This is a genomic window from Paenibacillus tyrphae (assembly GCF_024158745.1).
In the GTDB taxonomy this organism is placed as follows: Bacteria; Bacillota; Bacilli; order Paenibacillales; family NBRC-103111; genus Paenibacillus_G; species Paenibacillus_G tyrfis_A.
Window position 1 is genome coordinate 378,552 of sequence record NZ_JAMZAW010000002.1, and the last position, 23,484, is coordinate 402,035.

A 23,484-nucleotide genomic window follows, 5' to 3' on the forward strand; every position below is an offset into this window, starting at 1 on the left:
CTATTTCGAAGGAAGATGCGTTTCATAATAAGCATGGGTTTTCCCTTCCATTTGGGCATGAGTGAATGGTTCGAGTTCATAATGCCTAACATGAGAGAATTCCCACTCTTTACCTACGTGAGCCCGAGTTACTTCTTCGACAAACTCTTGGATCTGCTGAAATCCTGATGGTTCTCCGTATGGACTTACAATTTTGATTTTCATCAACGATTGTCCGGGAATGTTTGTGATCTCTGCTTCCAACCCATAGGAACGAAGAGCGTTTAAAAGATCATCTTTCGTGATCGGTCGGGCCTGCTCCCTCATTCTGGCTATGATGCTCGAACGTCGGATATCAAGCGGTATCGACGGATCGGAAGGTATCCCGTATTCGTCCTCTCTAAGGGAAATTGTATCAACGGCTGTAAGGACCCGGGATTCATTTTTGACCTGCTGCAGCAAGTCGTTCATCTGATCTAGAGTTTTACCTAGCCCCTCAAACATCTTCTTATTCCCATGAAGCTTCGGATTGAGCCAACGATGCGGGAAAAAACTCATCAAAAACGACGAGAAATTCATATAACATCACCTACTCAGGACATTGATATCGTCCCCGGGACCGCCATTTCAACATTCCCCAGGGTACGGTTGGCTGCAGGAGCCGTTACATTGAAGTCAAGAAGCACAGGTTTTTGGCTCAAATCCGTTTTGTCGAAAGCATTTTTAGCAGTGGTAATGATATCTACCACCCGGACTATACGATCTTTATTCGCCCGCTTGGAAATGTACGTGCCGATCGCATCCTTCACAATAGAGGCACCTGTAGTGACGTTATAACCCGCGGCCCAAGTACAGTTAGAAAGCGTTACGTTTATGGCAACAGATGTCGGTGCAATTACCTTCACTCCGCCATCTGCGATATCTGCCGGCGTTTTCGTGTCAATGTAACTTTGGCAGCTTCTGACCAAGTCAGCGCCTGGCACTCCATTCGCACCGGTGATTACGATATCAACTGTGCCGTTTCCTCTATTTCGAGGAAGGACCAACGCCGAAACCACCCCGTCTACGCTCTCTGCCCAAATTTTATAGTCGGAGGCAGTCCCCCCACGCCCCGGATTCCGCTTTCTCTCAAGAATCCGTGCTCTGTAGGGTTCATCATCCTCTTGCTCAGCTCCGGCCGTGACTAGAACAGAATCTGTAACAGAATCAAAGCCTGCCTGTGCAACCAAGTTGATTGCTCCATTTGGTACCGTTCCGACAGACCCGGATTCCGTGCATTCGACCTTTACAGTTACTGAAGATTGGCCCGATAAAATCTTTGCGTCCTGTTTGGGGATCACCCGGAACTGTACCGGCGGGTTATTCCCATAAGGGGTCGTTGTAACAAGAAACAAGTCAGGCACGGGAGTATCCACGTTAACCGGACTTGATTTTCTAAGCGCAACCTGATGAACCGCCTTCGTTGCTTGCTTTCTGTCGACCCCGTATTCATAGCCGATTTCATCAAGCTTGTTCCATTTGGCCCCCTTAACGGTAAATTGCTCGTATACCAATTTGAGGACAATGACGAATGAATAGATCGCTTCACGCAGTCCAAGCAGTAGGTGCTTCGTTACCCATTGGTTTTGTAAATCTGATATTGTTTTATTCGGGCCAAGGAGGTTTTCGACAAGCTTTTGCGTAATCTCGTCTTTCGACGGGAACTGAATCACGCCTATATCACCTCCATCTTGAGATTAATATCCCTTGGTGTCGTTGACCCTTGCAAGAGGTACTTAGCGAATAGAACCTTTTTCCCGCTTGTCTCCTCCAATTCGATGCGGCATTCAAGTACCTGTTCAATCCATCTATCCCCAACACGCGACAAAGTTGCTTTTGCTTCTGCTTCGGCCTTCTTCTTGTTTTCGTCGTTAAAAGGCCTGGATAGATACATTTGCAGTCGACCCCCGTAATCAGTGAAGAACACACTTTCACCCGAGTCTGTGATCAACTGAAGGTATGCTTGCTGATCGACGTTGTCTTCTCCACTAACCGTAGCAAGGTTATCTCCTTCCCAGACGAACTCACCATTCAAAATCAAAAAATCAGCCCCAAAATTCATACTTCACCACCATCCAAGAGCCCTAATACGACATACTGTTCATCACCGTGATCCCCACGTACTACCGCAGCAAGAACCTCTTGGTCCATTTTATAGGGCCAAGCAGGTTCATTCACTCGTAACACGCGGCACCATCCTGTCTCTGTGCCCCATGGCTCGATTACAAGTTTCAGGCTTCTAGTGTTTTGATCTACAGCTGCGACCATGGCAAATACGATCGGTGATTGAGGTAGTGCGTCGTCCATCGATCTTCTCTGATTAGAAAAGAAATTCATCCGAACGTCCCTCCTTCTTCAAGCGGAAGATTGGTGAAAGTAACTTCGGATCGAATACCTTCATCCTTTGAGCCCGTGATCGATACTTTAGGAACAAAGTAGTTGCCATTAAGCCCCTGACCAGCACCAGATATTGCAATCTTCCGGTCGTTCGATAACTCTGGAAACCAATCGGTTGAAAATGACCCATAGACCTGATTTTTTGAAAGCTCCGCCAAAATTGCTCTGGCCTGCTGTTGACATTGGTCGCGAGTCCGATTCGGGTAATAGTAACGAAGGGTGTACTTATGTCCGCTACTCGAACCCCGCATCGTAGCCTTCTCGATGATTCGCCGACCACCTTTCTTTTTTCCAGGAGCCCATGAGATCACCTCGACGGTCAAGTTCCTTGCAGCGTTCGGAGCTCGTTCGATTCGAAACGGCTCGTCAATATTGAATCCCCATGAGAAAGGGATTGGCTCAAGATCAAATCCGGGCAGTTCACTGTTTGGACCAAAGAACCATTCTTTTCCCTTCACTCGTGTGGTGAATTCCTCTGCCTGAGCCAAATATAAAACAAAGTCCCAATGTGAGACCTCTCGCTTCATATTGACGTGGTCGTCCTTGGCGTACTCACCGATCAGTTTTGATGTCTCCTCTGGTACCACAGGGGTCAACCCGTGCTGCATCGCAATTTGTTTGAATGCCGCTGTGCTAGTCAAGTTTTGCCACTTTGCCGTCTCCTTGAAGTCGAATGGCCGGGATGCATAGGATCGACCGCGAATCAAAACTATTTCCCCCTGCTGCTTTGAAAAATCCCATGTCGGGTGATCCATCGGCCCCTCTATCAACAAAGATAAAGGTCCTTCTCCTTCAAAGCCGGCTTCTATGGAGAGGATTGCAGCACCGGTGACGAGGTCAGCCGATCTGTCTGGACCGCTGAAAAGCAACTCATCTCTCGGCTGCTCAGATACCTCCCAAGGTAATGTGATATCGAATGTATCAACAGCTCCAAGACCATTCAGATCTACAGAAAAACTGATCCAATCATTCACCCGACGGCCATTGATGGTTATACTTACGATAGGTTTGCCAGTAGGTCGGAACGGACCCGACCGATTAATGAGTGGATCTCTAAACATTTATCTTCAACTCCATTCCCGGCAAAATCCAATTAGGTCCTACGGTCAGAACATCGAGATTGTCCTGATATATTTGCTCTACGAGATTCGCGTTCTTGCCTGCCGTCTCCCTTCTAGCTATTTTCCACAACGTATCTCCATCCTTTACGACATAGGTCTTCCCTTGTTGCTTTGAAGAAGATTCGGCATACTGAACTGCGGCCTTGTCTATGGAATCTACCAGTTGTGCGGCAGACTTCTGGCGTAGATCAACAACGTGAATTAGGGTGATTGTGAAAGGAATTCTTGTGTCGCTTTTGTAATCCGGGTAGAAATCCTTGATTACGATCGGAAAGGAAAATTTGTCGCAAGAGAACTCAACTGGCTTCCCGGCGGTTCTCATCAAGCCGAGAGTCATCATGCGATCGTAAGCGTCCTCTCCGATGAACATACCGCTCCATGTAATCGGGCGATATGACGGCCCCATGTCTTGGATTGAAACACTCCCCCCGGGAAAAGGACGGATCGCTAACATCTGCTCTCCGCCGCGGTTTATGAAGTCCGGCTTTTCCCAGTCTTTCAACTCAAATTCACCTATAGCCACTCGCATGGATCAATACCCCCTTGCTAGGCCGCGGGCGCCGATTGTCAGGTTTGCTCGCTGAGACTCGGAATTAAGCATTGTATTTACCTCTCGTTTTAATCGAGCAAGCAGGGCGTCGGTATTTTCTCCTGGTTGTTGGTGGATCTCAATGTTAAAGCCACCGTTTATAACAGTACCTCCACCATTAGCAGGCGGTCTATTTACAGAAATACCACTTCCGCCTCGCCCAGCTCCTTGTACCTGTACTGCACTAAAAAGAGACTCGGAAGCATTCTTCACGAGCCCTACCTGATCCATGATGCCGATCGCGACGCCTTGGGTAATGTTGTTGCCTTTCTCCTTCATTACGCGAGAAGGAGAATTTATACCTGCTTTCTTCGTGAACGGATCTTTCACATACTCATCCCAGAGCTGCCCCATGGTAGTTTTGACATTTTCCCAAGAGTCTTTAATACCATTGACCAGTCCATCGACAATGTCCAAGCCCCACTGTTTCGCTGCTTCTTTCCATGTGCCAGCAAGCTTCATAATACCTTCCCAACCCTCGCTGAAGAGCCGCTTTATGTCGGACCATAGATTTGAACCCATCTCTTTCATTGCTTCCCATGCCCCGGACCAATCGCCCCTAAGAACCTTTAATCCGATCTTAATCATGCCGGTAATGTAGTCCCACCAGAAGGCAATGACATTTTTAATATTCGTCCAGGCAACCTCAACAACCTCAGAAACCGTGCTCCATGTGAGTTTCATCGTAGCCCAGATTACTTTCCCAGCAAATTCAATCCCTATCCAGATGTTTTTCAAATTGTACAGGACGACATCACGAATCCCGGGCCAGATGAAGCTTATAAAATTCCAAATGGTGGTGAGGTAAGCTTTAACGCTTTGCCACCAAAAATTTGCCACACCACCGACTATATATTTTATATCCGGCCAAACCTCATTCGTAAAAGCTGATATCTGGGACCACGCACTTTTCAACGTGTTCCATACTTCCCGGACGGGTCCGGATACAGATGGTCCAATACTACCCCAAGCAGAAGCAATGCCGCTTTTCACCTTTTCCCAGATGCCCGAGGAATATCCAGGGATGCCCGACCAGGTCGAGGTTATCGATCCCCATAAAGAAGAAAGACCGCTCATAACGCCGCCAAACATATCTTTTCCCCACTGTTTAGCTGCGTCAACTGCGGTACCAAAGACGCGTGTTATTCCGGAAAGACCGTCGGTAAAGAGCTGCTTTACATTGGACCATAGCTTTGAAGTTGTTTCTTTCATAGCATCCCCGGCACCCGCCCAGTCCCCTTGCAGTAGCTTCACGCCAACTTTCACGATTCCGGATATAAAGTCAACCGTAAGCTTGATATAGTCCTTAATCAGCGTCCATACGACGATGGCTTCTTCCTTGACGATGGTCCAAACGAATTTGAGGGTGTACCAAATCGCCATTGCCGTAGTCTTTATCTCAAACCACATGAATTTTATGTGAATTGAGACGATGGCGCTAATGTACGGCCACACGTCCGAAACAATGCTTTTTACTTGGGGCCATATCTCATTGAAAAACGACGCTATGGAGCTGAATCCGCCAATCACTGAGCTCTTTATTTCGCTTGCAGCACCTGTGATATGGGGTTTTATTGTATCCCATACCGACACGGTTGCTGATTTCACAGAGTCCCATACGCCGCTTACATAAGGACTGATGGAGTCCCAATTCTTGTATATGAGGTATGCAGCCCCGGCAATGGCTCCAATTGCTGCAACAACACCGCCGCTGATGAGAGCGATTGTCCCAAGTCCACCTACAGCAGCCACGGCCGTAGACAAGGCCCCAAAGGCTGCTACAGCTACGGTAATCGCTCCACCGATTGCAAGAAAGGCAGTCGCCCCCAATGCTACTGCAGTCACCATTTTGATGATTTGAGGGTGTTCTTTTGCCCAAGGTATCACGCCCTCAAGGACATTCTTCAAGGCAGATAGAGCAGCCTTCGCTGGCTCTAAAAAAGGGTCGCCAAATACCCGCTTTACTACGCTCCACGTTTCCGCGAAGGATTCTGCAATGCTCTTGGTATTTTGCATCTGTAGGTCAACTTGCTGATACATATCGAGCTGGTTGCTGACGTTACCCTTGATGTCTGAGTAAACCTGACTTTGGTTCGCTAATGCGAGCGCAGTGTTTTTCCCTTGCTCCAGAAATACCTTACTCATCATGTTTTGGAACTGGTCAGGTCTGAATTTTTTGGACGTCTCCTGTAAAGTATTGAAAAGGAAGTCTGAGCCTTTGATCTTTCCGGACTCATTGAAAAAGATGCTGGATCCGTCACCCTTCAACCAGCCGAGCTCCGCCATTGCTTCCTTCTGTTTCTTTGTATGTGGGATCAGTCGATCCAAGAAGTCCTTAGTAAATGTGCCGGCGGACCCTCCATCTTTCGTATAGGTCCCCGTGGCTGCCACTAGGAGCGCTGTGTCCTCTGGGGTCATCCCGAGAGTTCCAGCTACACCCGAAGCCGTCAGCATACCAGGAATTAAGCTCTTCATGTCCATTGTGGAAGCAGCTGCGGTTTTAGCGTAAAAGTTTACCGCTTCAAGGGTCCGGTCTCCATTCATATTGAAGGCAGCCTTCTGTTTAGCAATGAAGTCACCAGAAGACTGAGGATCGATGTCTCCCAGCTGGGCGGAGTACATCGCCGCCGTCAAGCCGGAGTAATTATATTTTCCTTTCGTGTCTTTTGTGCCAAGAATGAACTCCTTATCAATGCCACCTCTCAACATGCCGAGAGATGTTTCAGCCGCGGCTTTATCGCTGAATTTCGTTGCGATCCCCAACTTCTCGAAGCCGAGCGTTAGGTCATCCAGAGTTTGTTTAATTTCTCCAGCTTTTGTTTTGTCCAGCAGGTCCTTTCCGAACGCCGCCATTTTAACGTTCGTCATGACATCCTCAAAATCAGCTGCTGCTTTTGTTGCCCCTATAACTGCATCGGTTACAGCGTTAAAGCCAAGGGCCCCGGCCACTCCAACAGCGCCTCCAACCCAGCCCATTGTCTTGAAACTCTCCATTTTCTTCTTGGCGTCGTCAGAGGCTTTTTCCATCAGCTTAAAATTGCCGATGATTCCCTTAATACCAGATGAAATATGATCGGCCAAAGATATGCTAATCGCTAGATCAAGGATAGAACTCAACTTAATACCTCCTTTCAAGCAAATAAAAAAGGCCATCGTAAGATGACCTAGCTGCTTCCTGAGCAAGCGAGAGTCATTCTCCCAGGCTCAGGAAGCCCTCCGATTATGTATCAGAGGACGCCCGTTCGTTCCATTCGTTTGTGATGATAATAGATGCAAAGACCTCAACTTCATCAAACCCCAGTGATTCGCTGAAAGAGATCCCCGCCCCGGATGCCAGCGCTAGTTCGATTCGTTGTCTGAACCATCGCTGTTCTGCAAGTTTTTTGCTGCTTCATCTAATTTCTTTTGAGTATCTGCCGGCAGGGATTTTTTCTCAAGTTCATTCCATTCGTCGTATGTGAAGTTGTCCATCAACTCATAGATTCCGGTCAAATCATCCGGTGTTTTAACTTTTTCACCATCAATAGACTCTATCGATACAATGGTCGTTACCGCTACTGTGGACATGATGCTTCCGAGGTTCTGACCGCCTTCACCAATACTGCTTGCGAGCAACCGCCTTTCAATGAAATGATGTTGACCTTTTTTCTCACGCAGCCCGACTTTTTTACCTGTGGAAAGTGTAATTTCTCTCATGAATTCGTTCCTCCTATTGTTTGACACGCCGTGTCGCGTGCCAGTTCAAATTGTTAGTGATCGGTTTACTCCCGCCATCAGACGAACGTTTATATCCGTCGAACGTAACTTCTTCATACTTGTACTTACGAACGGTGCCATCCTTATAGGTTTCAGAGGTAAAAATAACAAATTTCAGGGTGCCGCCAAATTGGTCTTGATATTGCTGTTTCAAGTCAACAATATCGTCGTATGCTGTATTTGGAGATTGGCCTTCGATCGTTCCTTTCCAGCCGCTTTGCAGCACTTGTCGATGCTCAGTTTCTTCGCCGACAGGATGTTTCTTTTCCTCGCTGGTAATCTCCTCAACTGACCATTTCAAGATCTCAGGAGACTTTTGTAGAGCATTACCCCGTTCGTCTGTGAAAGCGATAATTAACTTCTTTCCGAGCAGGCCATCTTGTGCCATAGGTTACTTCACCTCCACGTTCGTTCCGCCTTGGAAGTTCAAGAGAATCCATTCCGCGGTGTTGTAGTGCTTAACCTTGATATTTTGGACAAACTGATCGATAGCGGTTGCCTTCGAATCAAAGGTAATTGAATATGCATCAATTTTGCTGGTTTCGAGAGGATTCACCGGCTTGACTAAATTATCAAAAAATGTCCGGATTCTCCGCTCTGCATCATCTTTCATTTTCTTGGTCAGCGCCTTCCCTTGCCATGGCGCCGCGACTGCCTCAAGAGCTTTTTCGATCCAGCTATTCAGCCGGCGCTTGTTCACTTTTCGGTTTTCATCATCCCGAATTACATCCCCAGCTACATCTGTTAAGGCGAGGGTGTAATCATTCGCCATGCGCCAAGCCAAGGAACCGTCTCCAACGGCCGACGGTTTGAGTTGAAAGGCTGCGATTTGATTCGTGTAAAGAGTCGTGTAATCGTCCAGGTCAATCCCCTGATCTGAACCAACAATCCAAGGACATTCAATTGCGAGACCGGAGTCCTCGACATTTCCGATAGCATGAACGATCGCAGACAAGCATGCACCCGAGATCCATTGCCCCCCAACCGATTTATACCGGCCGTATACCATTTGCATGAAGTCAGTATCGAATGTTTTCCGGTATGCGGTGGCTGCGCTGACCGTATTTGCCGTTCCCTGTCCGCAGTAAGTCATGCAGTTGTATTTCTCGCCAAATACCTTCAATGCTGCATCGGCTGCTGCAGAAGAGTAGTCGATGAAGGCGACATCCGAAACTACGTTTCCGACAAGCTCCAAAAGTTTCAGACCGGTCCTTACACCTGTTCCGGAATCAACTGTTCCAATCCGATCGGCATCGGTTAGAACTGCGCCATTACTACCTCCAGTAAGTTGCGTCTTTGCTTTTACCGCAGGAATAGCCTGGGCTCGCGTTGCTGCTGCTGATTTCATGTCTGTGACGATGAAATGTTCACTTGCAGCATTTACGACCTTCTCCGCAAATCGAGCATCTGCCGTATCCATGCTCAAGTTGTCGTATGTTTCCATTCCGCCGATATCGGACCCCAGTATTAACTTGAAAGTCCCAGCCGTGGTTCCATCCTGCACCTCAACCGTAAAGATATTCGCATATGTGCCCGGCCCAGCTTTCGGACTCACTTTCAATGTGTCTGCCGGTGTGGCTTGACGGTCTTTTAGGGTTATGGATGCCGTAGCATAGCCGGCACCAAGCACCCTCGCAAATACCGCTTTTTTAACACGTGCGCGGTCTAGATGATCAAGTAAGGCGTTACCTTTTGCTGTTGTTGTGGTTAAACCGAGAATCGGCGCCGCAATTTCAGCTAACCGTTTACTCGGCGTCTCGCTGATCATCACATATTGATTTACCGGCCCACGATCAAATTCCCCTACAAAACCAAGGACAAAATCGCTCGTAGCCGTATCATCTGACTGCGGAACGGCCAGCTCATTGATGTATAGCCCCGGAGGGAAGCCGGCTAAAGATTTAGCTCCTCGAAGAATAGTCAACAGAAATCAACTCCTCTATTCAATTTTGAATTTCAATTTCGATACATCGATGGACTGCACTCTCTCTTCGGTGATGAGTTTCCCACGGCATCGATAGGTTGCATCACATTGGTACAAGTCCGGTTCTCCACGCGGCGGCATTGGTGGAGCTTCAAGAAATATTTGCATGGACTCGCCCCATTTATCACCCGGGATAACTAGTTCGTTATCCATCTCGACGTAAGCCATGAAAGCAGTGGAGAGTCGCTGCGCGATCCCCGGCTTTGCCCCATAGAAGGATACTTGAATCAGATAATCAAAACGACATGACTCCGTTCCCACAGTGTAGGTGCCGTCTCCGTTGTTAATCAGACCATGCGGTTCATATTCCCGCATCAGGGCCTTTTCAACGGTTCCGCTGACCTGGACAATATGTGCTGCCGGCAGTTGCTTTTTGAACACTGTCGGATCAGGATCGCCGTCTAGCACAGGAAAGTCTTTACCATGGACTTTCACCATTGCAGCAGCCAATGCTTCATACGTGGAGACTAATGGATCTCTCATCTCCGGAACCGCCCCAATTCATGGATCAGAGCTTTAGCGACCTCTTGCTTGATTGCCGGTTTAGATTCTTCGAGAGCCGGGCGCAGAAAAGGGCGCGAAGGAATGTTCTTAGCAGCATACCCAAATTCATGTGCTGCAGCAGAATCCGCTGGGCTTCCTTTTCCTGCTGCTCTGCTCCCTGCAGCCACACCAACATAGGACACACCGCGGTTATCCAACTCAGAAAAATCTGTTGTGATCGCCTGTAGAAGGTGCCCTTTATCGACCAAGGGGCTGTCATCATTCCCTCCAGCCCCCCATGATCCATGCTTTTTGAGGTATGCTTTACCTCCCCGCGTCAATTTTCCGCTTCCGGATTTCGAAAGATGCTTCCGACGGATGGTTTCGGGACTGAGCTTAGCCCAAGCATTGAAAGATCCAGACGCGCCTTGGTATGTTCCGAGTTTTGCTTTGGCTCGGCCCATGACAATGACAGCACCCTTTTTCAAGCCCTTTTTCACGGCATGATCTGCAGCGCCTGGAATAGAATGCAATGCTCTAAAGAGCTCTTCAAATCCTGCCAATCACTTCACCGCCTTCGCAGTGACTTCTTTTATGATTAACAGCCCGGCAAGCGTGGCCGGGCTGACTAATGTGATATTGTACCTTTTTGCGTTATAGATCAGAATGCGTCCTTCCTGTACCTGTTTACGTTCCGGCTCTGTCCCGTCCTCAATGACGATGAACTCAAGCATCTCGTTCGGATTGTCACCGATACCCGTCGGGTTCTCAACGAGTCCGTGGGATGTGACAACGATCCTGATAGTCTCCTTATGTGGGTCCGGGTCTTTTTCGCCGGCATCAGAAATATTCAGTCGGCTAGGATTGATTTTCTCAGGAGAAAGAAGCTCGGCGTCTACCTCATACCCTTTTGCACGTATCTGCTTTTGGAGTACTTTCCGGACCTTTAGGGCCAACTTCGAAGCATCCATTAGGTTACACCACCAACTGGCTTAGTCACCGCAGCTAAATAGCTTTTGTATCGCTTGTCAGCAAGTTCTTTGATCTGGTCGAAGTTATCAAACTTGATATCAAGACCTTTACCGAGTTTCAACTCACTGATCTCAGACCCTTCACGCACTGCATCGGAAAGAAGTTTCCACATGCAGAAATCAAGCACAAGGGAAAGAGCTTCCGGCATGCTGACGATATCATGGTTTCCGAGGTAAGTGTAGGCCACCGAATACGATGCTGCCGGCGGTCTGTCCAGATACACGATGTTATCTAGAACCTCGTATTTTTCCAGTCCCGTAACCCATGTTTGGAGATCAGCCGGCAATGTGTATTCCTGTTGGCCCGGCTGAAAATTAAGTGTTCCCCGCCGTCGCAGCGGACGGTACTGGGAGTAATCATAAACGGCGCCACGGATAAATCCCAGCAGCGCCGCATCATCATACCGATATGGTTTATCTTTATCCCCGATCTCCGCTCTCAGCGCCGTCAGCAGGGCCGTCTGGTCCATCCTCTGTAGCCCCTTTCTCCGGAACCGGTACGACAGGTTCAGAAACGTTTCCTTCTGTTTCTTTAGCTTTGAGCCATGCCGCGTAATTTTCGATTCGTTGGGATTCGTTGGACCCCAGATCGATATTGAGACTTTGCAAGAATGATTTCTGCTCGGAGGCTTTTAACTCGGTAAATTGCTCCAAGGTAAGAGATTGGTTTAAAAAGCCGCTTTCCTGATTTGCTTCTACGGACGGTACCGGATCATCTTCGAAGTAAATGTCCCCCGGGCCAATATAAAGCCCGGTTTGAGGATGAGAAAATGCGTGTCCGTTATTCACTTTCATAGGCATATAGATCACGTTCCCTTCTTAGGAATTAAAAAATTTGATAGTGCGATATGGCGGGTTGTACTGTTTACCAGTACCGTCGATTACAAGAGGTGTTGCGATACCGACTTGTTGGGTTGCATAGTACTGCTTGGCAGAAGTGACTTGCATCTTTTTCGTATCAAAATATGCTTCAGGTCCTTCGATTTGAAGTGGTGAACCAATTCCAAATCGAGTGGCATTCGTTTTTCCGATCAGAATTCGTTTGTCCCCTGCTTCCCAAGGTGCATTCGTTTCTCCAATTTGCATTCCAGCACGTGTAGCAAACCACATATTGCCACGCAGGAAGCTTGTTCCTTCTGGAGAAGCCCATTTATAAAACAACTCTGCCTGTTTGATAGGCACCATTGCATTCAACGATCCAATTGCAAAGTCAGGCATCACATAACGCGGTGCAGATCCCATATACGCTTTTTGCATATCAAATCTCTCTAACAAACGGTTGTAATAACGAGCAGGCATCTCGGCTAAAGGTGCAGGAATAGTGAGGTCAAAGAAGTTTACATTTGTAGCATATGCATACTTGATAGTGGGTCTATTTGTATTGTTATCGACGCCAGAAGAAGCAGCGAAATAAAGCTTGCCGTTTTCGAAATCAACACCGTAATCCCCGTTAATAATTCTCTTATCTTCCTTAGTAAGAACACCTCTTGTCAACGTAGTTCCTCCACGCTTGACAATAATATCGTTTACCATTTCGGTCTGTTTTCGACCAGTTGTATCCAGCCATACACGAGTTCGCGGGCGAACAATTGGAGGAACTTGTTTGCCGATTGCACCACTAACATAGCCGCAAAGTAGGCTCACAACCCAAGTTGCGTTTGAGTTTGCCGGGACGTTTCCACCAGGACCCGAAGTTGCAGCTACAATTTCAGCAGCAGCTACGGCTTCATTATTTACAACTCTGGCTTCGTATTCATCAGATACATACAGCATTTCGCGGCTCAGTTTTTGGTCATTCACCAGGCTATAGCGATTTGCCAGATGGGCAAGGTTTCGAGCTACAACATCATATCTGAAAGGGCCGGTTTGCAGTTCATGTTGAGCTTCCTTTGAAATTACCGTCCCCCTCTTCAGCCACTCAGCGCCGAATTCAAGGAAGTAGGTATGGACACCTTCCGTTTGGATTCCATCGTATTCGCCAGTTACAAAGTCATCCTCCGTAAAAAGATCACTCGATTGAAATTCAACAGGAATTTTATACGTCGAACCGTTGAAAGTATCTGCCATGACCAGTTGTAAGAACTGAAGGTCTTGCCAAGCTTGATACATGAAGGCAAGGGATATGAGCGGCGCTTGTGCAAAATCACCCGTGCTGGACAAAGCAGAATCTGTAATTACGCCGTCTTGTATGGTTTGAGCGGCGTCTGTAAGCGAGCGCATGAAATTTGTGTGTTGTTCATTTTTCTCACGTCCCAATTTCCCCATTAAGCGATCAATAATTTCTCGGTTAGTCTTCCTCATCTCAACATCCGGTCGGAAATTTCGTTCAATCTCACGATAACGGTCATCGAATGCCGCCTGCAAATTGTCGACAATTGGTCTCCACGGTTCTGGGTTAGATGTCACAGTAACCGTCGGATCAAGAGTTACTGCTCGGCCGGATTGAGGCACACCCAGACCGGCCAGTTTTGTTTCGACTGTAAACGAATCAAATACAGGATCCAGTACAGCCTGCTCACCTTCGATGAAACTGGAAACGGCGGCGGCATCCATGATTACTTCACCTTTTTTCAGAATAGCCGCCTTCACATTGTCATCATAGGGCAGGGCTTGAACAGCATCCGCAAGAGCCGTTTGAGCAGCCTGCTTCTTCTGTGCTGCCTCTTCGGCCTGTTTGCGTTCCTCTTCTCTGCGGCGGAGCTGCTCGAGCTCATCCGTCAGAGCGGCTTCTTTTTCCTTGTTTGCGATAGCCGCATCGCACATAGCCATTTCAGCGTGGCCGACGTTGCTGGCTTTCCATGTTTTCAATTGCTCAAGTGTCATTGCGAGAAAATTCATTTTCGGGTCATCTCCCTTTAGGATAGAATCTAAGATTTCGGTTACTGCGGAATCAGTCAGCGGCAACGGCGTTGTGAATGCATCGGGCTCGGCTGGATTCAGCACAACGTCCCAGGTGTAAAGGTTAAGGGACTTGGCGACATTGACCTTCCGGCCTTCTACCGTTGTTGGCACCATCGTTCCGGTCATTCGGTTAGAAAAACCGATCGGCAGACGGGCATCAAGCATCGCCTGTACTTGTCGCCCCATATCTGTATCAAGAGGTTTGTACTCGGCCCAAACAACGCCGTTTTGGTCAATATATGCGTTCCGAAATTTGACCGCCTGATTCGGTACCTTGGAATCAAAAAGCACCCGGCCATCCATGCCCTTCATAGAAGGTGGATGCGGGTGCTCTCCGGCGTATGGGAAGCCTGCTTGCTTCAGTGCGTCAAGTGTGGGCTGATAGACAGGTCGCGGATAAATCCGGTTATTGCCGTTAATCGCATCGACCCGGGAAACAGGTTGCTTGTACCAGCCTGCCCATTTACCTTCGGCGTCGGTGATTGCAACGGCCTTAGAAAGGCATATGTCCATCGCTTCACCGGCCGAATCCGTGATGACTGCGAAACTCGGTTCCACTGAATCTGTCGTTACGGTTACAGTGGCGCTGTTGACTTGGAAGCCAACAGGAGGTTTTGCTGCCTCTTCTTCTTGCTTGGCCGCGTATTCAACCTCGTAATAACCAAATTCTGTCCGGCATTTAGCTTCTATGGCTTCGTAATAAATGCGGCGATCGATTTCAGATAAAGGCTCGTTTGCCAGCTGCTTTTTGATCGCGAGTAGCGATATTGCGCTTGTAGCGTCAAGAATCTGCTTCATCCTCGGATCGTCGGAAAGCGCATCTTTAACCGGCTCGTCATCGCCAGCGGTAAAGCCGATACCGCCGAAAAGTTGTAAATCAAGTACTCTTAGGGGTTTATTCACCCTTAGCCCTCCCTTCGTTTAGTATCAAACCGTCGGTGTCTTAGTCATCACCGCCTTTCGAAGGATAGGTGCTGCTTCAGTAGCTATGAATTCCTTTGTGTTATCATCAGTTGTGTTTTGAGCAATATGAAGTATGATTTCAAGTGATTTCTGGAAAACGTCCAAATCCGTCATTTTAACCTCAACGGTCAAACCTTTGAACTGGCTCCGTTCCTTGAGCGCTTGGAATGCGATGTTATTCTCAAGTGGGCCAGCCTCGCATGTATAGCCGCATGATTCGAGTTGACTTACGATTTCTTGTAAAGTCATAGAAGCCGCTTTACAGTTATCGCTGTCGCAATATGGAGTCCTAATGTTCGGGTCGCATTTGCACATTCACAAATCCCTCCTCTTATTCAAATGGTAACAACGTACACCTGCAGCGCGGATGAGCCGGAATCGTTGGATGGTTGTCGATCGGATAAGTTTTTCCGTTCATGCTTGCACACTTCGAACAGCAACCGGCTACCGCAGACCATTGCACTCGACTAAATCCAGCATCAGCATAAATTCGTTTCGCACTTCGGTTGTATGCCCAAGATAACTCAGTTCGGGCAATCATTTCGGCACGATTAATGTCCCGTATAACCGGTTTGAGCTGGATCATGAGTTCGCGCCAGCCAAGATTCTCCTCGAAAGCTTTAGCGGACAGTGCTTGGACCTTAATTCTCGTTGTCTCTTTGATGCCTTTTATATGCTCGCCGGATGCCTCTAACAAGTCATCGTGAATGTCTTTCTTGACGATCTTCATCTTCACTCCGACGCCTGTTTCCGGGCTCGTTGGGTCAACTACTTTGCCACGGTCAAAATCCATGACCAGTTGCACAGCTCGCTCGGCACCCATCATTCCTGTTTTAGTCATATGCTTGACGATGCCTAGACGATAGTTGCCCTCTTCGGCGTTCCATGCTTCTTCGAAGACTTCCATGACCTCGTTAACATCTACCGACCTGCCATCCTCTTCGGCATCGGTTACGGCCTCTTCTGCGTTCGCCATCCTTCGATAAACGGAATCAAAAAAACGAAGGTTAGTATCCTTCGCTTCGTCTTCAATGGCATCGAACCCGGGCCTATCCTCTTGGACAACGTCTGTGACGACCTGTGCGCCATTCTCAGGCGTTTTCTCGTCTCCTGAGACCGAGCGTCCATCAGAACTCTTGTTCGTCTGCGTGCGGGCAAAATCGAGGCGGTTTTGACGCTCTTCTTCCTCAAGCTGCGCGGCCATCTCCGCCGGGTCCTCGATATCAAAGTCGTCGGCGATCTCTTGGATGGCTTTTTCAAGTGTAATGAGCTTCTTGCCGCCACCCTTACCGAGCGCTTGCTGTGCACGTTCGAGTCTTTCGGCAGGTGAATCTGCGCTCTTATCCGACCAAACGATGTCGTATTTGATGGAGTCCGGATTTATGCCGGCGAGCAGCAGTTGAAGATCAACAAGCGCTCTGTATCCTGAAAAGGTCCCCGTGTCCCCGTACTCAAGCAGGTCCGTGATATCTTCCAGCGTCTCCAGATAGTGCGGATACTGGACTTTGAGGATATCTCTGTTGATATCCTGTCCGGCCGTCAGAATCGCTTTAGGAACGCCTAGGTTTAGCCAAAGCAGGTCCTCGAAATACTTGATGTCATCCATTTGGTCAAGGTTCTCGTCGCCGTTCAAGACCTTCACGTCGGCGGTACCTACGAAATCGGAAAGCAGATGCGCGTTCCGGGTAGGGTTTCCAAGCTTGTCGATCAGCCCGACCAATCGCATGTACTCGATCGCGTCTTTCTCCTGCGTTCCCTCTGGCAGCTTGTGGTTAAATTTCTGCACACTGCGGAACTCCCGCCGGATTGCAGAGGCGATCTCCATCTTGTTCAGTATCTTGTATGTGGCCCGGGCGCTCGCATAGTGACTCGTTCCGTACATCTCCGTTTCCTCTTCCATCCAGCGAATATGATTCATCTGGAAGAGTGCGAAGTCCGTACGTGACATGCTTGGTGGGCCGATTTCCATCAATGAGTTGATCTGCGTTCGCGGATCGATCTGCGAAAAAGCTCGCTCGATGTCTGGGAACTCCCCGAACTCGTCACTATTCCGTTTGATGGTGAGTGCCGGTGCCCGTCGGATGTCCAAAACAAGTCCGGCCGACAAATCAACGATCGGATTCAGGAAAAGGTCGCCGTCCCGCGTCAATACCCGGGCGTGCTCCTTTGACTTGGCCTGCAGCTTCGTGCGCTTCAAGAAGTCGTCTATGACCTGTTGCGCGATATTGGCGCCGGGCGTGAGTCGCTTGATTTCCTTGCCTTGTTTCTTCTTCCGCGCACGGTCAGCGTCGCTGCCGGATACGACGATACGAAATCCTCCCCGGGTCGCATCTGCTGCCAACCGGTTATTGGTCATCTTGAACCGGAGATCCGTCCTTACTAGCTGATTGACTTCGCGAATCGTGGATAGCCGATCAGTCGCTACCTGGAACTGCTCGAACACATAAAGGCTCGGGGACTCTGCGTAGCTGACCATCGTCTTGGTGTCTTTGTTGGAGCCTGCGTCCGTTTGATCCGGTTCGTTTAGCGTGAGTTGCCGGCGACCGAAGAAGTCGAACAGTGTGTTTGTCATCTTAGTGATAAGTCCCGCCATATAGTTCCGTCACCTCCCCTCCAAATACTGATGATATGTCTGCTTTAATAGAAAAGCCCACGGGTTTAGTAGTGCCTTTGCTCAAGGCATGGTTAGCGAGAGCCAAAGCCCAAAATTTGTCCCCGTGGTGCTTCTCATTCCGTTCGACTGCATAGCGGAAGGCGCCGGTACTTGTGACTTCTCGTTTGATCGCCACAATTTGACTTATCAGGTCCCGGTCGTTCGGAATCAAGATGCCGCTGCGGCCACGTTCAAACTCCTTGTGCAGCGCAATTGCCATTGCTTCTTTCGTGGCGTTCGTGAACGGAATTGGCTCGACTTGCCCGGAATACTTCTTTTTCAATCGTTCCGCCAAGTCCATCCCGAGCCCTGTTTCATCAATGCAGAGTCGTATCGGCTTCGCCACTTCTAGGAACCGGCTGACCTCTTTCTCCTGCAGGTCAAAATCTGATTGCTTGTACGTCGCCATGAGCCGGAGGATTTTGCCATTCCCGGTATCATCCAGGCTGACCAACTCCGAAGCATCCTTCCGCCGGCCAACGTCATACCCGCCGCCAAGAGAACCGATAGTCTTTTCTCGCAACACCTTGAAATCGTTGGACGTCAGCTTATCCTGCTCTGACAATCCTTCCCCTTCATCGTCCATTACGCAGGCATATACCATTGCAAGAGGAAAATACGACGTGCTGTCATCGATAAAAGCGCACTCGAACTCCTGCTGGAATGCTTCAAGATCCATTGCATTAAAGAGCTCGATCAACTGCTCGGTACCAAACTCCTCTACCCGCTGAAGAGTATGCATAGACTCAGCTTCGCGGCGTGCACGGGGGACATCTTTGCAAAGCAACGAGAAATCCCACCAGTATATCACGCGCCGCTTGTAGTTCTTGTATTTCTTTGTTCCATCCCAGATGTCGAAGAACTTCCCGGCTTTCCCAAGCGGCGTACTGATGACTGTCAGGCTACCATGCTTCACCCGGGTAAGAACTGGAACGGCCGAGGTGTATACGATGTCGTCGTAGCTGCCGAAGAATGCGAACTCATCAAGAATGATGTCAAGAACGTTGTTTGAGCCTTTCCCCCGGATCGGCCCCTTGCCTTGTGCAATGATCCGTGTTCCTGTACTGTCCCGACCTGACTTACTTACGAATTCGAGTGAAGTCGTGTTATCTATCAGTCTTCGCTTCTTATAGTTGTCCGGCAATGAATCGTATATTTGCTTCGCGTACCGGATCTTTTCCTTAGAGTCATCCTGCTTGTATGAAGCTATGATACAGGTATAGTCATCAAGGTTCTGGCTACGGGCAAGCGCGCGTGCTGCTGAGACAAACGAGAACCCGAGCTGCCGACCCTTCAAATAGACTTGGAACCTATCGACCGATTCTAGGAAGTCCCGTTGATAGTCATCGAACTGCAGCGCCGGTTCGGTCAGCAACTCTAAATACCCCGCCTCGGTCGCCAATGCGTCCAGCAGGGTTTGAGATGTAATGTCCTTTGGTGTGATGATCGTCGGGCCCTGCTGCTTTTTCTTTGTCATGAATCATCACCCTTGGTAGGCGACACCTCAACATCAATTACTTTATCTGGTTTAGCGAACCGCGCCGCAAATCTTGCGTGAACCTCGTCCTGTGATATCCCAATGTTGACCTGCACCTGCGGTCCGTTCTCTTTGACTGCCTTCGGAGTCATAAGGAAGTTGGTAAGATCGATCCCAAGGTCCTTAGCGAGCTTAGAGGCCGCTGTAAGAGCCGGGTGTGCCATCTTCTCATTATAGGAATGGCCGGCGACGAACTTGGTCGTCTCAACTACAGCGCCGTCAGTATTGACTGCTTCCAGTAGCCGCACTAGTTGCACCGCCAAAGCTCCGGCCACGGCGCCGACATCGTCCTTAAGCTCTTCAAGATTGCCCTTCCGGAATGCCACCTGCCATTTCTTTATTTTGCGAAGCTCCGGCTTGCAAAGGTCCTTCTCCTCCACGCGGCCAGAAATAAAGTCCTTACATGTCCCTCGGTGCGGACAGTCTGCCGTACATGGGCGTACCGGGATTTCCGAAGTGATGTACGTCTTGGATCGGATCGCCTTCTTAGCAGCGATGTCCTGCTGTACTGCTTGGATACGTGCTTCAGCAAGAGCTTCGTCCCGATCAGCTACAGTTGCGGTAAGTACGTCTTCCTCTGGTCCCTGTGACTTCAGTTCGTTGATATAGTCATCGTCAAAATCAGGTGTGTTTGGCATGCTGCTCACCTCCAAAAGAAAAAGCACCCCGGTTATGGAGTGCTCAATATTATCGATCATTTAATAGTTCGACGGCTTCCTGAAGCTCGTCTTTCCCAGGCTCCAAGTAAATCTTCGTTGCCTCAAGGCTCGCATGCCCCATCAGTTTCATGACGATGTGCAGCGATACGCCGCGCTTAACTAAGTCATGACCGAATGTATGCCGTAGCATATGAGGTGTAAGCCTACGACCAAGCTTAGCATTTTTACCAATCTTATCACATAAGTGCTGCACTGCCCGCGGCGTGATTCGTTCCTCTCGTTGGGAATCGAAAAGGTATTCACTCATCGTATCCCTATTTGCATCTATATATTGGTTCAAGCATTCGCGTAAGACTTTCGGTATAGGAACCTCACGGTATTTGTTCCCCTTTCCTTGGCGAACGATGATTTCCCCTGATCTTTCTGTTGTAATAATATCTTCCGGCTCTAAATCACACAATTCCGAGACACGGAGTCCAGCGAATAAGAGCGTCCAAATGATCGCTTTGTTCCGGATGTTCTTCTCGTGTTCTGCTGAACGCTTTACACGGTGCGCCTCGTTTTTATCCAGCCACTTAATCGGCGGCGCCGTCATGGCGACCTTCTCAACATCAGCAACCGGATTATGGGTCAAGTGGCCTTCTTTATGAAGCCACGCGCAAAATGCTTTGATTGTGGCAAGCTTTGTGTTAATTGGTCCCGGCTTTGAACCGTTCTGTTGTAAGAAGCGCCGATACTCGACCGCATCCGTAGATGTAATCGATAATGGATCTCGGCTTCCGGTAGTCTTTTCAAGCCAATCGAGGAACAAATAAAGCTGTGATTTATAGTTCTTAATAGTAGCCTCGCTCTTGCCCCGAGCGGCCAACTTACTCAAATAAAGCTCCATCATATCAATCACCTCAATAATACGACAAGTTTTTTTATAGATAACGAACCTCTAAGCCTGCATAATTAGTAAGTTCATCTTATCACTCTCGTCGTATTATTTCAATAATATGACATGATATTTTGATAACCCGAATGTAGATTATGGGGTCATGAGCAACGTTAGGCGTGCGCACGGTTTTTTCCTACCATCAACCTTAGCAGCCTCTTTATGAAGGATAAAAACGCCGTAATCCCTTATCCCACAAGCTTTCATGCCCATTTTCACAAAAGGTAAAATTTCTTTACCATTTAGGCCAAAAAAGGTAAAAATCCTTTACCCCTCAAAAATGACCTTGCGCCCAGTCGTGGTGCGGCTTCTCGGGTTTTCAGAGTACGCCGTTTATCTAAAGAGTATATTCTGGCGGCGAAGCGGTCAGCTGGACTAATCAGGTTCTTCGTCTTCTTCAAGATCAAGTTCAAAATCAAAAACCTGTCTCAGTGCATCATCCGGTTTGACCCCACGTAATGCATATTGGGGGTTAATGACGATCGCTGCTCGCTTGCGTCTGACCTCGATAAACCCGATCACCTTCTTCTCCACAAGTGACTCCACGATTTTTATACGCGTTGGTTTGGATATGCCAGCTACCTTTTCAATCTTCGTGAAATTAAGAGGCTTATTCTTTTCCTCAATGACGCCGTCACCCACAACAATGTTAGTTTCCCATTCGAGGTATGGGAGCATGGAGAATAAGAATCCCCGTTCCTCAATTGTCAGTTTATCGTACACGCGTTTCTGCTTACGAGCCACACGTAGTTTTACGTGACGGATATTCTTTTTGCTGTAACCAGGATCGAATACACGCACGATTTCATTAGATCGTTTATGCACGAGAACGGGTTCCAATATTTCTCCAGTCTCACCATCTATATGTCTGGGTTCGTCCACGACGTATCACCTCTTTCGTAAAAAGAATTATGTAGGTATGGCTTTGAAGATGGTGGAAAACCTCGCGGTTTTCTTTTTTTATAAAAGCTCTAGACCAATATACCGATAATGCCTTTAAGATCATAAAAACGAGGTGTTTCTCATGCGTTTGCTCCGGAATCTTATTGTAATTGCTGTCGGCTGCTTGTTAGCTTACTTGCTTATGAGTTGGGCTCTCAACGATTGGTTTCAGCGTGCGGGTGCATAATTGCACCTAGACCCTACATGTGCTAAACTTCGAGCATAATAGGTTCATATGGTCGGCTCATTTTGGCCGATCTTTTTTTTATTTCTCGTCAACAATCACAATCGCGTTGTAAATGATGTGTCGCTTTCCATTCAGATCAAAAAGGATCTTGGAGCCGGTCGTGCCGCCATTCTGGTCAGTATTCGATTGGATGTCGAACTTGCCTTCGTATGTGGCGAGGAGCTGCCCTTGATGGCTGTATACCTTCATAGTGCGTTCAAGGCCGCCGTTTTGTTCGGAGCTCCATGTTTTAACTGGACGGTCCCTGCTTTCGCAGGCTGGAAGAAGTGTAATAAGAACAGCAGCAAGGATTACAGTTAGGATTTTTTTCATTTAAATCGCTCCTTGACAGAATTTTGGTCAATAAAAAAAGCACCTCGACGGGTGCTTAGTTACATCAGTTATTAACGCACATACACGTAATCAAAATAGTAATTGTCACTCAAGTTTGTAAAATTTAACTTTATGAGAACATTTGCTTCCTTAGTGTCTTTACCTAGCACAACGGATGCATGTTCAAAACGGCTTAAAGGATATTTTTCTAGAAATTGATTTGCCTGAACCTCACCATCCTTAATTGCTTCTTCTTCTTTCTTTTCACCATAAGGCACTGTATCATAAAAATGTTTGGCTACAATGAAACTAATTAGTTCCTTCTCGTCCATTCTCTTCACTTTATTAGTTCTATCTTCCCTAAGAAGATACCTATCGGTAAATTCAGGTCTTATATACTCTCTAAAAGCTACAAACTGCATTACTTCATTTGGATCATCCCCGTAGATACTAATGTACGATTTCGGCTTTTCTAAAATTGATTTTTCTAATTCATAGTATGTCTCATCCAAATATTGATTCGGATACTTCTCTTTAGGCGTTACTATCAAAAGAACATGCCGCTTTGAAGTTCCTTCTAATTTGTCTAAATAAGAATTTATTGACATGATTTTCTACCTCCATTTTTGTTATATAAAACACTTCGACATAAGGTAACATTTTCCTCTTTTATTCATCGTTTCCAAATTTAATTGTACAGTAAGCCGCCTCTTGCTTGCGCGGACGGCATGCGCCCTCGATCCTCTCCTTGATTCGATTGCTGAGGTCACAATCGGTCGGAGGCGCAGTTCTCCTATACCACCTTTGCCCTGGTGGATAGGTAAGTATGATGAACTGCCTTTTAGGGAGGAGAGGAGTGTCCAGATATAAGAAAAGACACCCTCGGTTGAGAGTGTCCTTTAAGCTGGTTCGTGATATTTTGATGCTGTCGCCCTCACATTTGCCCTGTGTTGC

Annotated in this window: 24 protein-coding genes; all 24 read right to left on the reverse strand. The window is 48.0% G+C overall.

Annotated elements, in window-relative coordinates; all coding sequences use genetic code 11:
• The 24 genes from NI000_RS04435 to NI000_RS04550 all read right to left on the reverse strand — a co-directional run bounded on the left by NI000_RS04435 (position 1) and on the right by NI000_RS04550 (position 23,138).
• Positions 1–558, reverse strand: a complete 558-nt coding sequence (locus tag NI000_RS04435; protein ID WP_253408090.1) for a putative phage tail protein — start codon at positions 556–558, stop codon at positions 1–3.
• 14 nt (positions 559–572) lie between these two features.
• Positions 573–1,691 carry a baseplate J/gp47 family protein gene (locus NI000_RS04440; protein WP_253408095.1) on the reverse strand — a complete coding sequence of 373 codons (1,119 nt, stop codon included), beginning with the start codon at positions 1,689–1,691 and terminating at the stop codon, positions 573–575.
• A 2-nt stretch (positions 1,692–1,693) separates the two neighbouring features.
• Positions 1,694–2,080 carry a DUF2634 domain-containing protein gene (locus NI000_RS04445; RefSeq protein ID WP_253408097.1) on the reverse strand — a complete coding sequence of 129 codons (387 nt, stop codon included), beginning with the start codon at positions 2,078–2,080 and terminating at the stop codon, positions 1,694–1,696.
• Complete coding sequence (locus NI000_RS04450; RefSeq protein ID WP_253408099.1) at positions 2,077–2,355, reverse strand: hypothetical protein; 279 nt, start codon at positions 2,353–2,355, stop codon at positions 2,077–2,079. Before NI000_RS04450 ends, NI000_RS04445 begins: the two co-directional genes overlap by 4 nt.
• Entirely contained in the window at positions 2,352–3,389 is a 1,038-nt protein-coding gene (locus NI000_RS04455; protein WP_253408101.1) for a phage late control D family protein, read from the reverse strand. Before NI000_RS04455 ends, NI000_RS04450 begins: the two co-directional genes overlap by 4 nt.
• 79 nt (positions 3,390–3,468) lie before the next feature.
• On the reverse strand, positions 3,469–4,065 hold the full coding sequence (locus tag NI000_RS04460) for a LysM peptidoglycan-binding domain-containing protein (RefSeq protein WP_253408103.1): 597 nt from the start codon (positions 4,063–4,065) through the stop codon (positions 3,469–3,471).
• 3 nt (positions 4,066–4,068) lie between these two features.
• On the reverse strand, positions 4,069–7,242 hold the full coding sequence (locus tag NI000_RS04465; RefSeq protein WP_253408105.1) for a phage tail tape measure protein: 3,174 nt from the start codon (positions 7,240–7,242) through the stop codon (positions 4,069–4,071).
• A gap of 222 nt (positions 7,243–7,464) precedes the next feature.
• Positions 7,465–7,821, reverse strand: coding sequence for a hypothetical protein (locus NI000_RS04470; RefSeq protein ID WP_253408107.1), 357 nt, complete (start codon positions 7,819–7,821; stop codon positions 7,465–7,467).
• Positions 7,822–7,834: 13 nt separating this feature from the next.
• Entirely contained in the window at positions 7,835–8,269 is a 435-nt protein-coding gene (locus tag NI000_RS04475; RefSeq protein WP_216788403.1) for a hypothetical protein, read from the reverse strand.
• 3 nt (positions 8,270–8,272) lie between these two features.
• Positions 8,273–9,805 carry a phage tail protein gene (locus NI000_RS04480; protein WP_253408109.1) on the reverse strand — a complete coding sequence of 511 codons (1,533 nt, stop codon included), beginning with the start codon at positions 9,803–9,805 and terminating at the stop codon, positions 8,273–8,275.
• A gap of 15 nt (positions 9,806–9,820) precedes the next feature.
• Positions 9,821–10,348: a hypothetical protein gene (locus NI000_RS04485; protein ID WP_253408110.1), complete on the reverse strand. Its 528-nt coding sequence runs from the start codon at positions 10,346–10,348 to the stop codon at positions 9,821–9,823.
• Positions 10,345–10,911: a hypothetical protein gene (locus NI000_RS04490; RefSeq protein WP_253408112.1), complete on the reverse strand. Its 567-nt coding sequence runs from the start codon at positions 10,909–10,911 to the stop codon at positions 10,345–10,347. Before NI000_RS04490 ends, NI000_RS04485 begins: the two co-directional genes overlap by 4 nt.
• Positions 10,912–11,319, reverse strand: coding sequence for a hypothetical protein (locus tag NI000_RS04495; protein WP_253408113.1), 408 nt, complete (start codon positions 11,317–11,319; stop codon positions 10,912–10,914).
• Positions 11,319–11,849: a phage adaptor protein gene (locus NI000_RS04500; protein WP_253408115.1), complete on the reverse strand. Its 531-nt coding sequence runs from the start codon at positions 11,847–11,849 to the stop codon at positions 11,319–11,321. The genes NI000_RS04495 and NI000_RS04500 overlap by 1 nt, the downstream gene beginning before the upstream one ends.
• Entirely contained in the window at positions 11,800–12,174 is a 375-nt protein-coding gene (locus tag NI000_RS04505; RefSeq protein ID WP_253408117.1) for a hypothetical protein, read from the reverse strand. The genes NI000_RS04500 and NI000_RS04505 overlap by 50 nt, the downstream gene beginning before the upstream one ends.
• Positions 12,175–12,198: 24 nt before the next feature.
• Positions 12,199–15,183 carry a hypothetical protein gene (locus NI000_RS04510; protein WP_253408119.1) on the reverse strand — a complete coding sequence of 995 codons (2,985 nt, stop codon included), beginning with the start codon at positions 15,181–15,183 and terminating at the stop codon, positions 12,199–12,201.
• A 24-nt stretch (positions 15,184–15,207) separates the two neighbouring features.
• Positions 15,208–15,558: a hypothetical protein gene (locus tag NI000_RS04515; protein ID WP_253408121.1), complete on the reverse strand. Its 351-nt coding sequence runs from the start codon at positions 15,556–15,558 to the stop codon at positions 15,208–15,210.
• A gap of 16 nt (positions 15,559–15,574) precedes the next feature.
• Positions 15,575–17,836, reverse strand: a complete 2,262-nt coding sequence (locus NI000_RS04520; RefSeq protein WP_253408123.1) for a portal protein — start codon at positions 17,834–17,836, stop codon at positions 15,575–15,577.
• A complete protein-coding gene (locus NI000_RS04525) occupies positions 17,817–19,373 on the reverse strand; it encodes a phage terminase large subunit family protein (protein ID WP_253408125.1) in 1,557 nt (518 codons plus the stop codon). Before NI000_RS04525 ends, NI000_RS04520 begins: the two co-directional genes overlap by 20 nt.
• Positions 19,370–20,131 (reverse strand): hypothetical protein, encoded by a 762-nt coding sequence (locus tag NI000_RS04530; protein ID WP_253408127.1) that lies wholly within the window; start codon positions 20,129–20,131, stop codon positions 19,370–19,372. The genes NI000_RS04525 and NI000_RS04530 overlap by 4 nt, the downstream gene beginning before the upstream one ends.
• Positions 20,121–20,984 carry a tyrosine-type recombinase/integrase gene (locus NI000_RS04535; RefSeq protein WP_253408394.1) on the reverse strand — a complete coding sequence of 288 codons (864 nt, stop codon included), beginning with the start codon at positions 20,982–20,984 and terminating at the stop codon, positions 20,121–20,123. Before NI000_RS04535 ends, NI000_RS04530 begins: the two co-directional genes overlap by 11 nt.
• Positions 20,985–21,404: 420 nt before the next feature.
• Complete coding sequence (locus tag NI000_RS04540) at positions 21,405–21,911, reverse strand: hypothetical protein (RefSeq protein ID WP_253408129.1); 507 nt, start codon at positions 21,909–21,911, stop codon at positions 21,405–21,407.
• Between the two features lie 325 nt (positions 21,912–22,236).
• The gene (locus NI000_RS04545) at positions 22,237–22,530 is read right to left on the reverse strand and encodes a DUF5052 domain-containing protein (RefSeq protein WP_253408131.1); all 294 of its coding nucleotides are present in this window, start codon (positions 22,528–22,530) and stop codon (positions 22,237–22,239) included.
• A gap of 71 nt (positions 22,531–22,601) precedes the next feature.
• Complete coding sequence (locus NI000_RS04550) at positions 22,602–23,138, reverse strand: hypothetical protein (protein WP_253408132.1); 537 nt, start codon at positions 23,136–23,138, stop codon at positions 22,602–22,604.
• Between the last annotated feature and the right edge of the window lie 346 nt (positions 23,139–23,484).

What these genes read in the sequence shown, in the direction of transcription:
- NI000_RS04435 (WP_253408090.1), bottom strand. Translation starts at nt 558, where the DNA reads ATGAATTTCTCGTCGTTTTTGATGAGTTTTTTCCCGCATCGTTGGCTC.
- NI000_RS04445 (WP_253408097.1), bottom strand. Translation starts at nt 2,080, where the DNA reads ATGAATTTTGGGGCTGATTTTTTGATTTTGAATGGTGAGTTCGTCTGG.
- NI000_RS04450 (WP_253408099.1), bottom strand. Translation starts at nt 2,355, where the DNA reads ATGAATTTCTTTTCTAATCAGAGAAGATCGATGGACGACGCACTACCT.
- NI000_RS04460 (WP_253408103.1), bottom strand. Translation starts at nt 4,065, where the DNA reads ATGCGAGTGGCTATAGGTGAATTTGAGTTGAAAGACTGGGAAAAGCCG.
- NI000_RS04470 (WP_253408107.1), bottom strand. Translation starts at nt 7,821, where the DNA reads ATGAGAGAAATTACACTTTCCACAGGTAAAAAAGTCGGGCTGCGTGAG.
- NI000_RS04475 (WP_216788403.1), bottom strand. Translation starts at nt 8,269, where the DNA reads ATGGCACAAGATGGCCTGCTCGGAAAGAAGTTAATTATCGCTTTCACA.
- NI000_RS04485 (WP_253408110.1), bottom strand. Translation starts at nt 10,348, where the DNA reads ATGAGAGATCCATTAGTCTCCACGTATGAAGCATTGGCTGCTGCAATG.
- NI000_RS04495 (WP_253408113.1), bottom strand. Translation starts at nt 11,319, where the DNA reads ATGGATGCTTCGAAGTTGGCCCTAAAGGTCCGGAAAGTACTCCAAAAG.
- NI000_RS04500 (WP_253408115.1), bottom strand. Translation starts at nt 11,849, where the DNA reads ATGGACCAGACGGCCCTGCTGACGGCGCTGAGAGCGGAGATCGGGGAT.
- NI000_RS04505 (WP_253408117.1), bottom strand. Translation starts at nt 12,174, where the DNA reads ATGAAAGTGAATAACGGACACGCATTTTCTCATCCTCAAACCGGGCTT.
- NI000_RS04515 (WP_253408121.1), bottom strand. Translation starts at nt 15,558, where the DNA reads ATGTGCAAATGCGACCCGAACATTAGGACTCCATATTGCGACAGCGAT.
- NI000_RS04520 (WP_253408123.1), bottom strand. Translation starts at nt 17,836, where the DNA reads ATGGCGGGACTTATCACTAAGATGACAAACACACTGTTCGACTTCTTC.
- NI000_RS04525 (WP_253408125.1), bottom strand. Translation starts at nt 19,373, where the DNA reads ATGACAAAGAAAAAGCAGCAGGGCCCGACGATCATCACACCAAAGGAC.
- NI000_RS04530 (WP_253408127.1), bottom strand. Translation starts at nt 20,131, where the DNA reads ATGATCGATAATATTGAGCACTCCATAACCGGGGTGCTTTTTCTTTTG.
- NI000_RS04535 (WP_253408394.1), bottom strand. Translation starts at nt 20,984, where the DNA reads ATGATGGAGCTTTATTTGAGTAAGTTGGCCGCTCGGGGCAAGAGCGAG.
- NI000_RS04545 (WP_253408131.1), bottom strand. Translation starts at nt 22,530, where the DNA reads ATGAAAAAAATCCTAACTGTAATCCTTGCTGCTGTTCTTATTACACTT.
- NI000_RS04550 (WP_253408132.1), bottom strand. Translation starts at nt 23,138, where the DNA reads ATGTCAATAAATTCTTATTTAGACAAATTAGAAGGAACTTCAAAGCGG.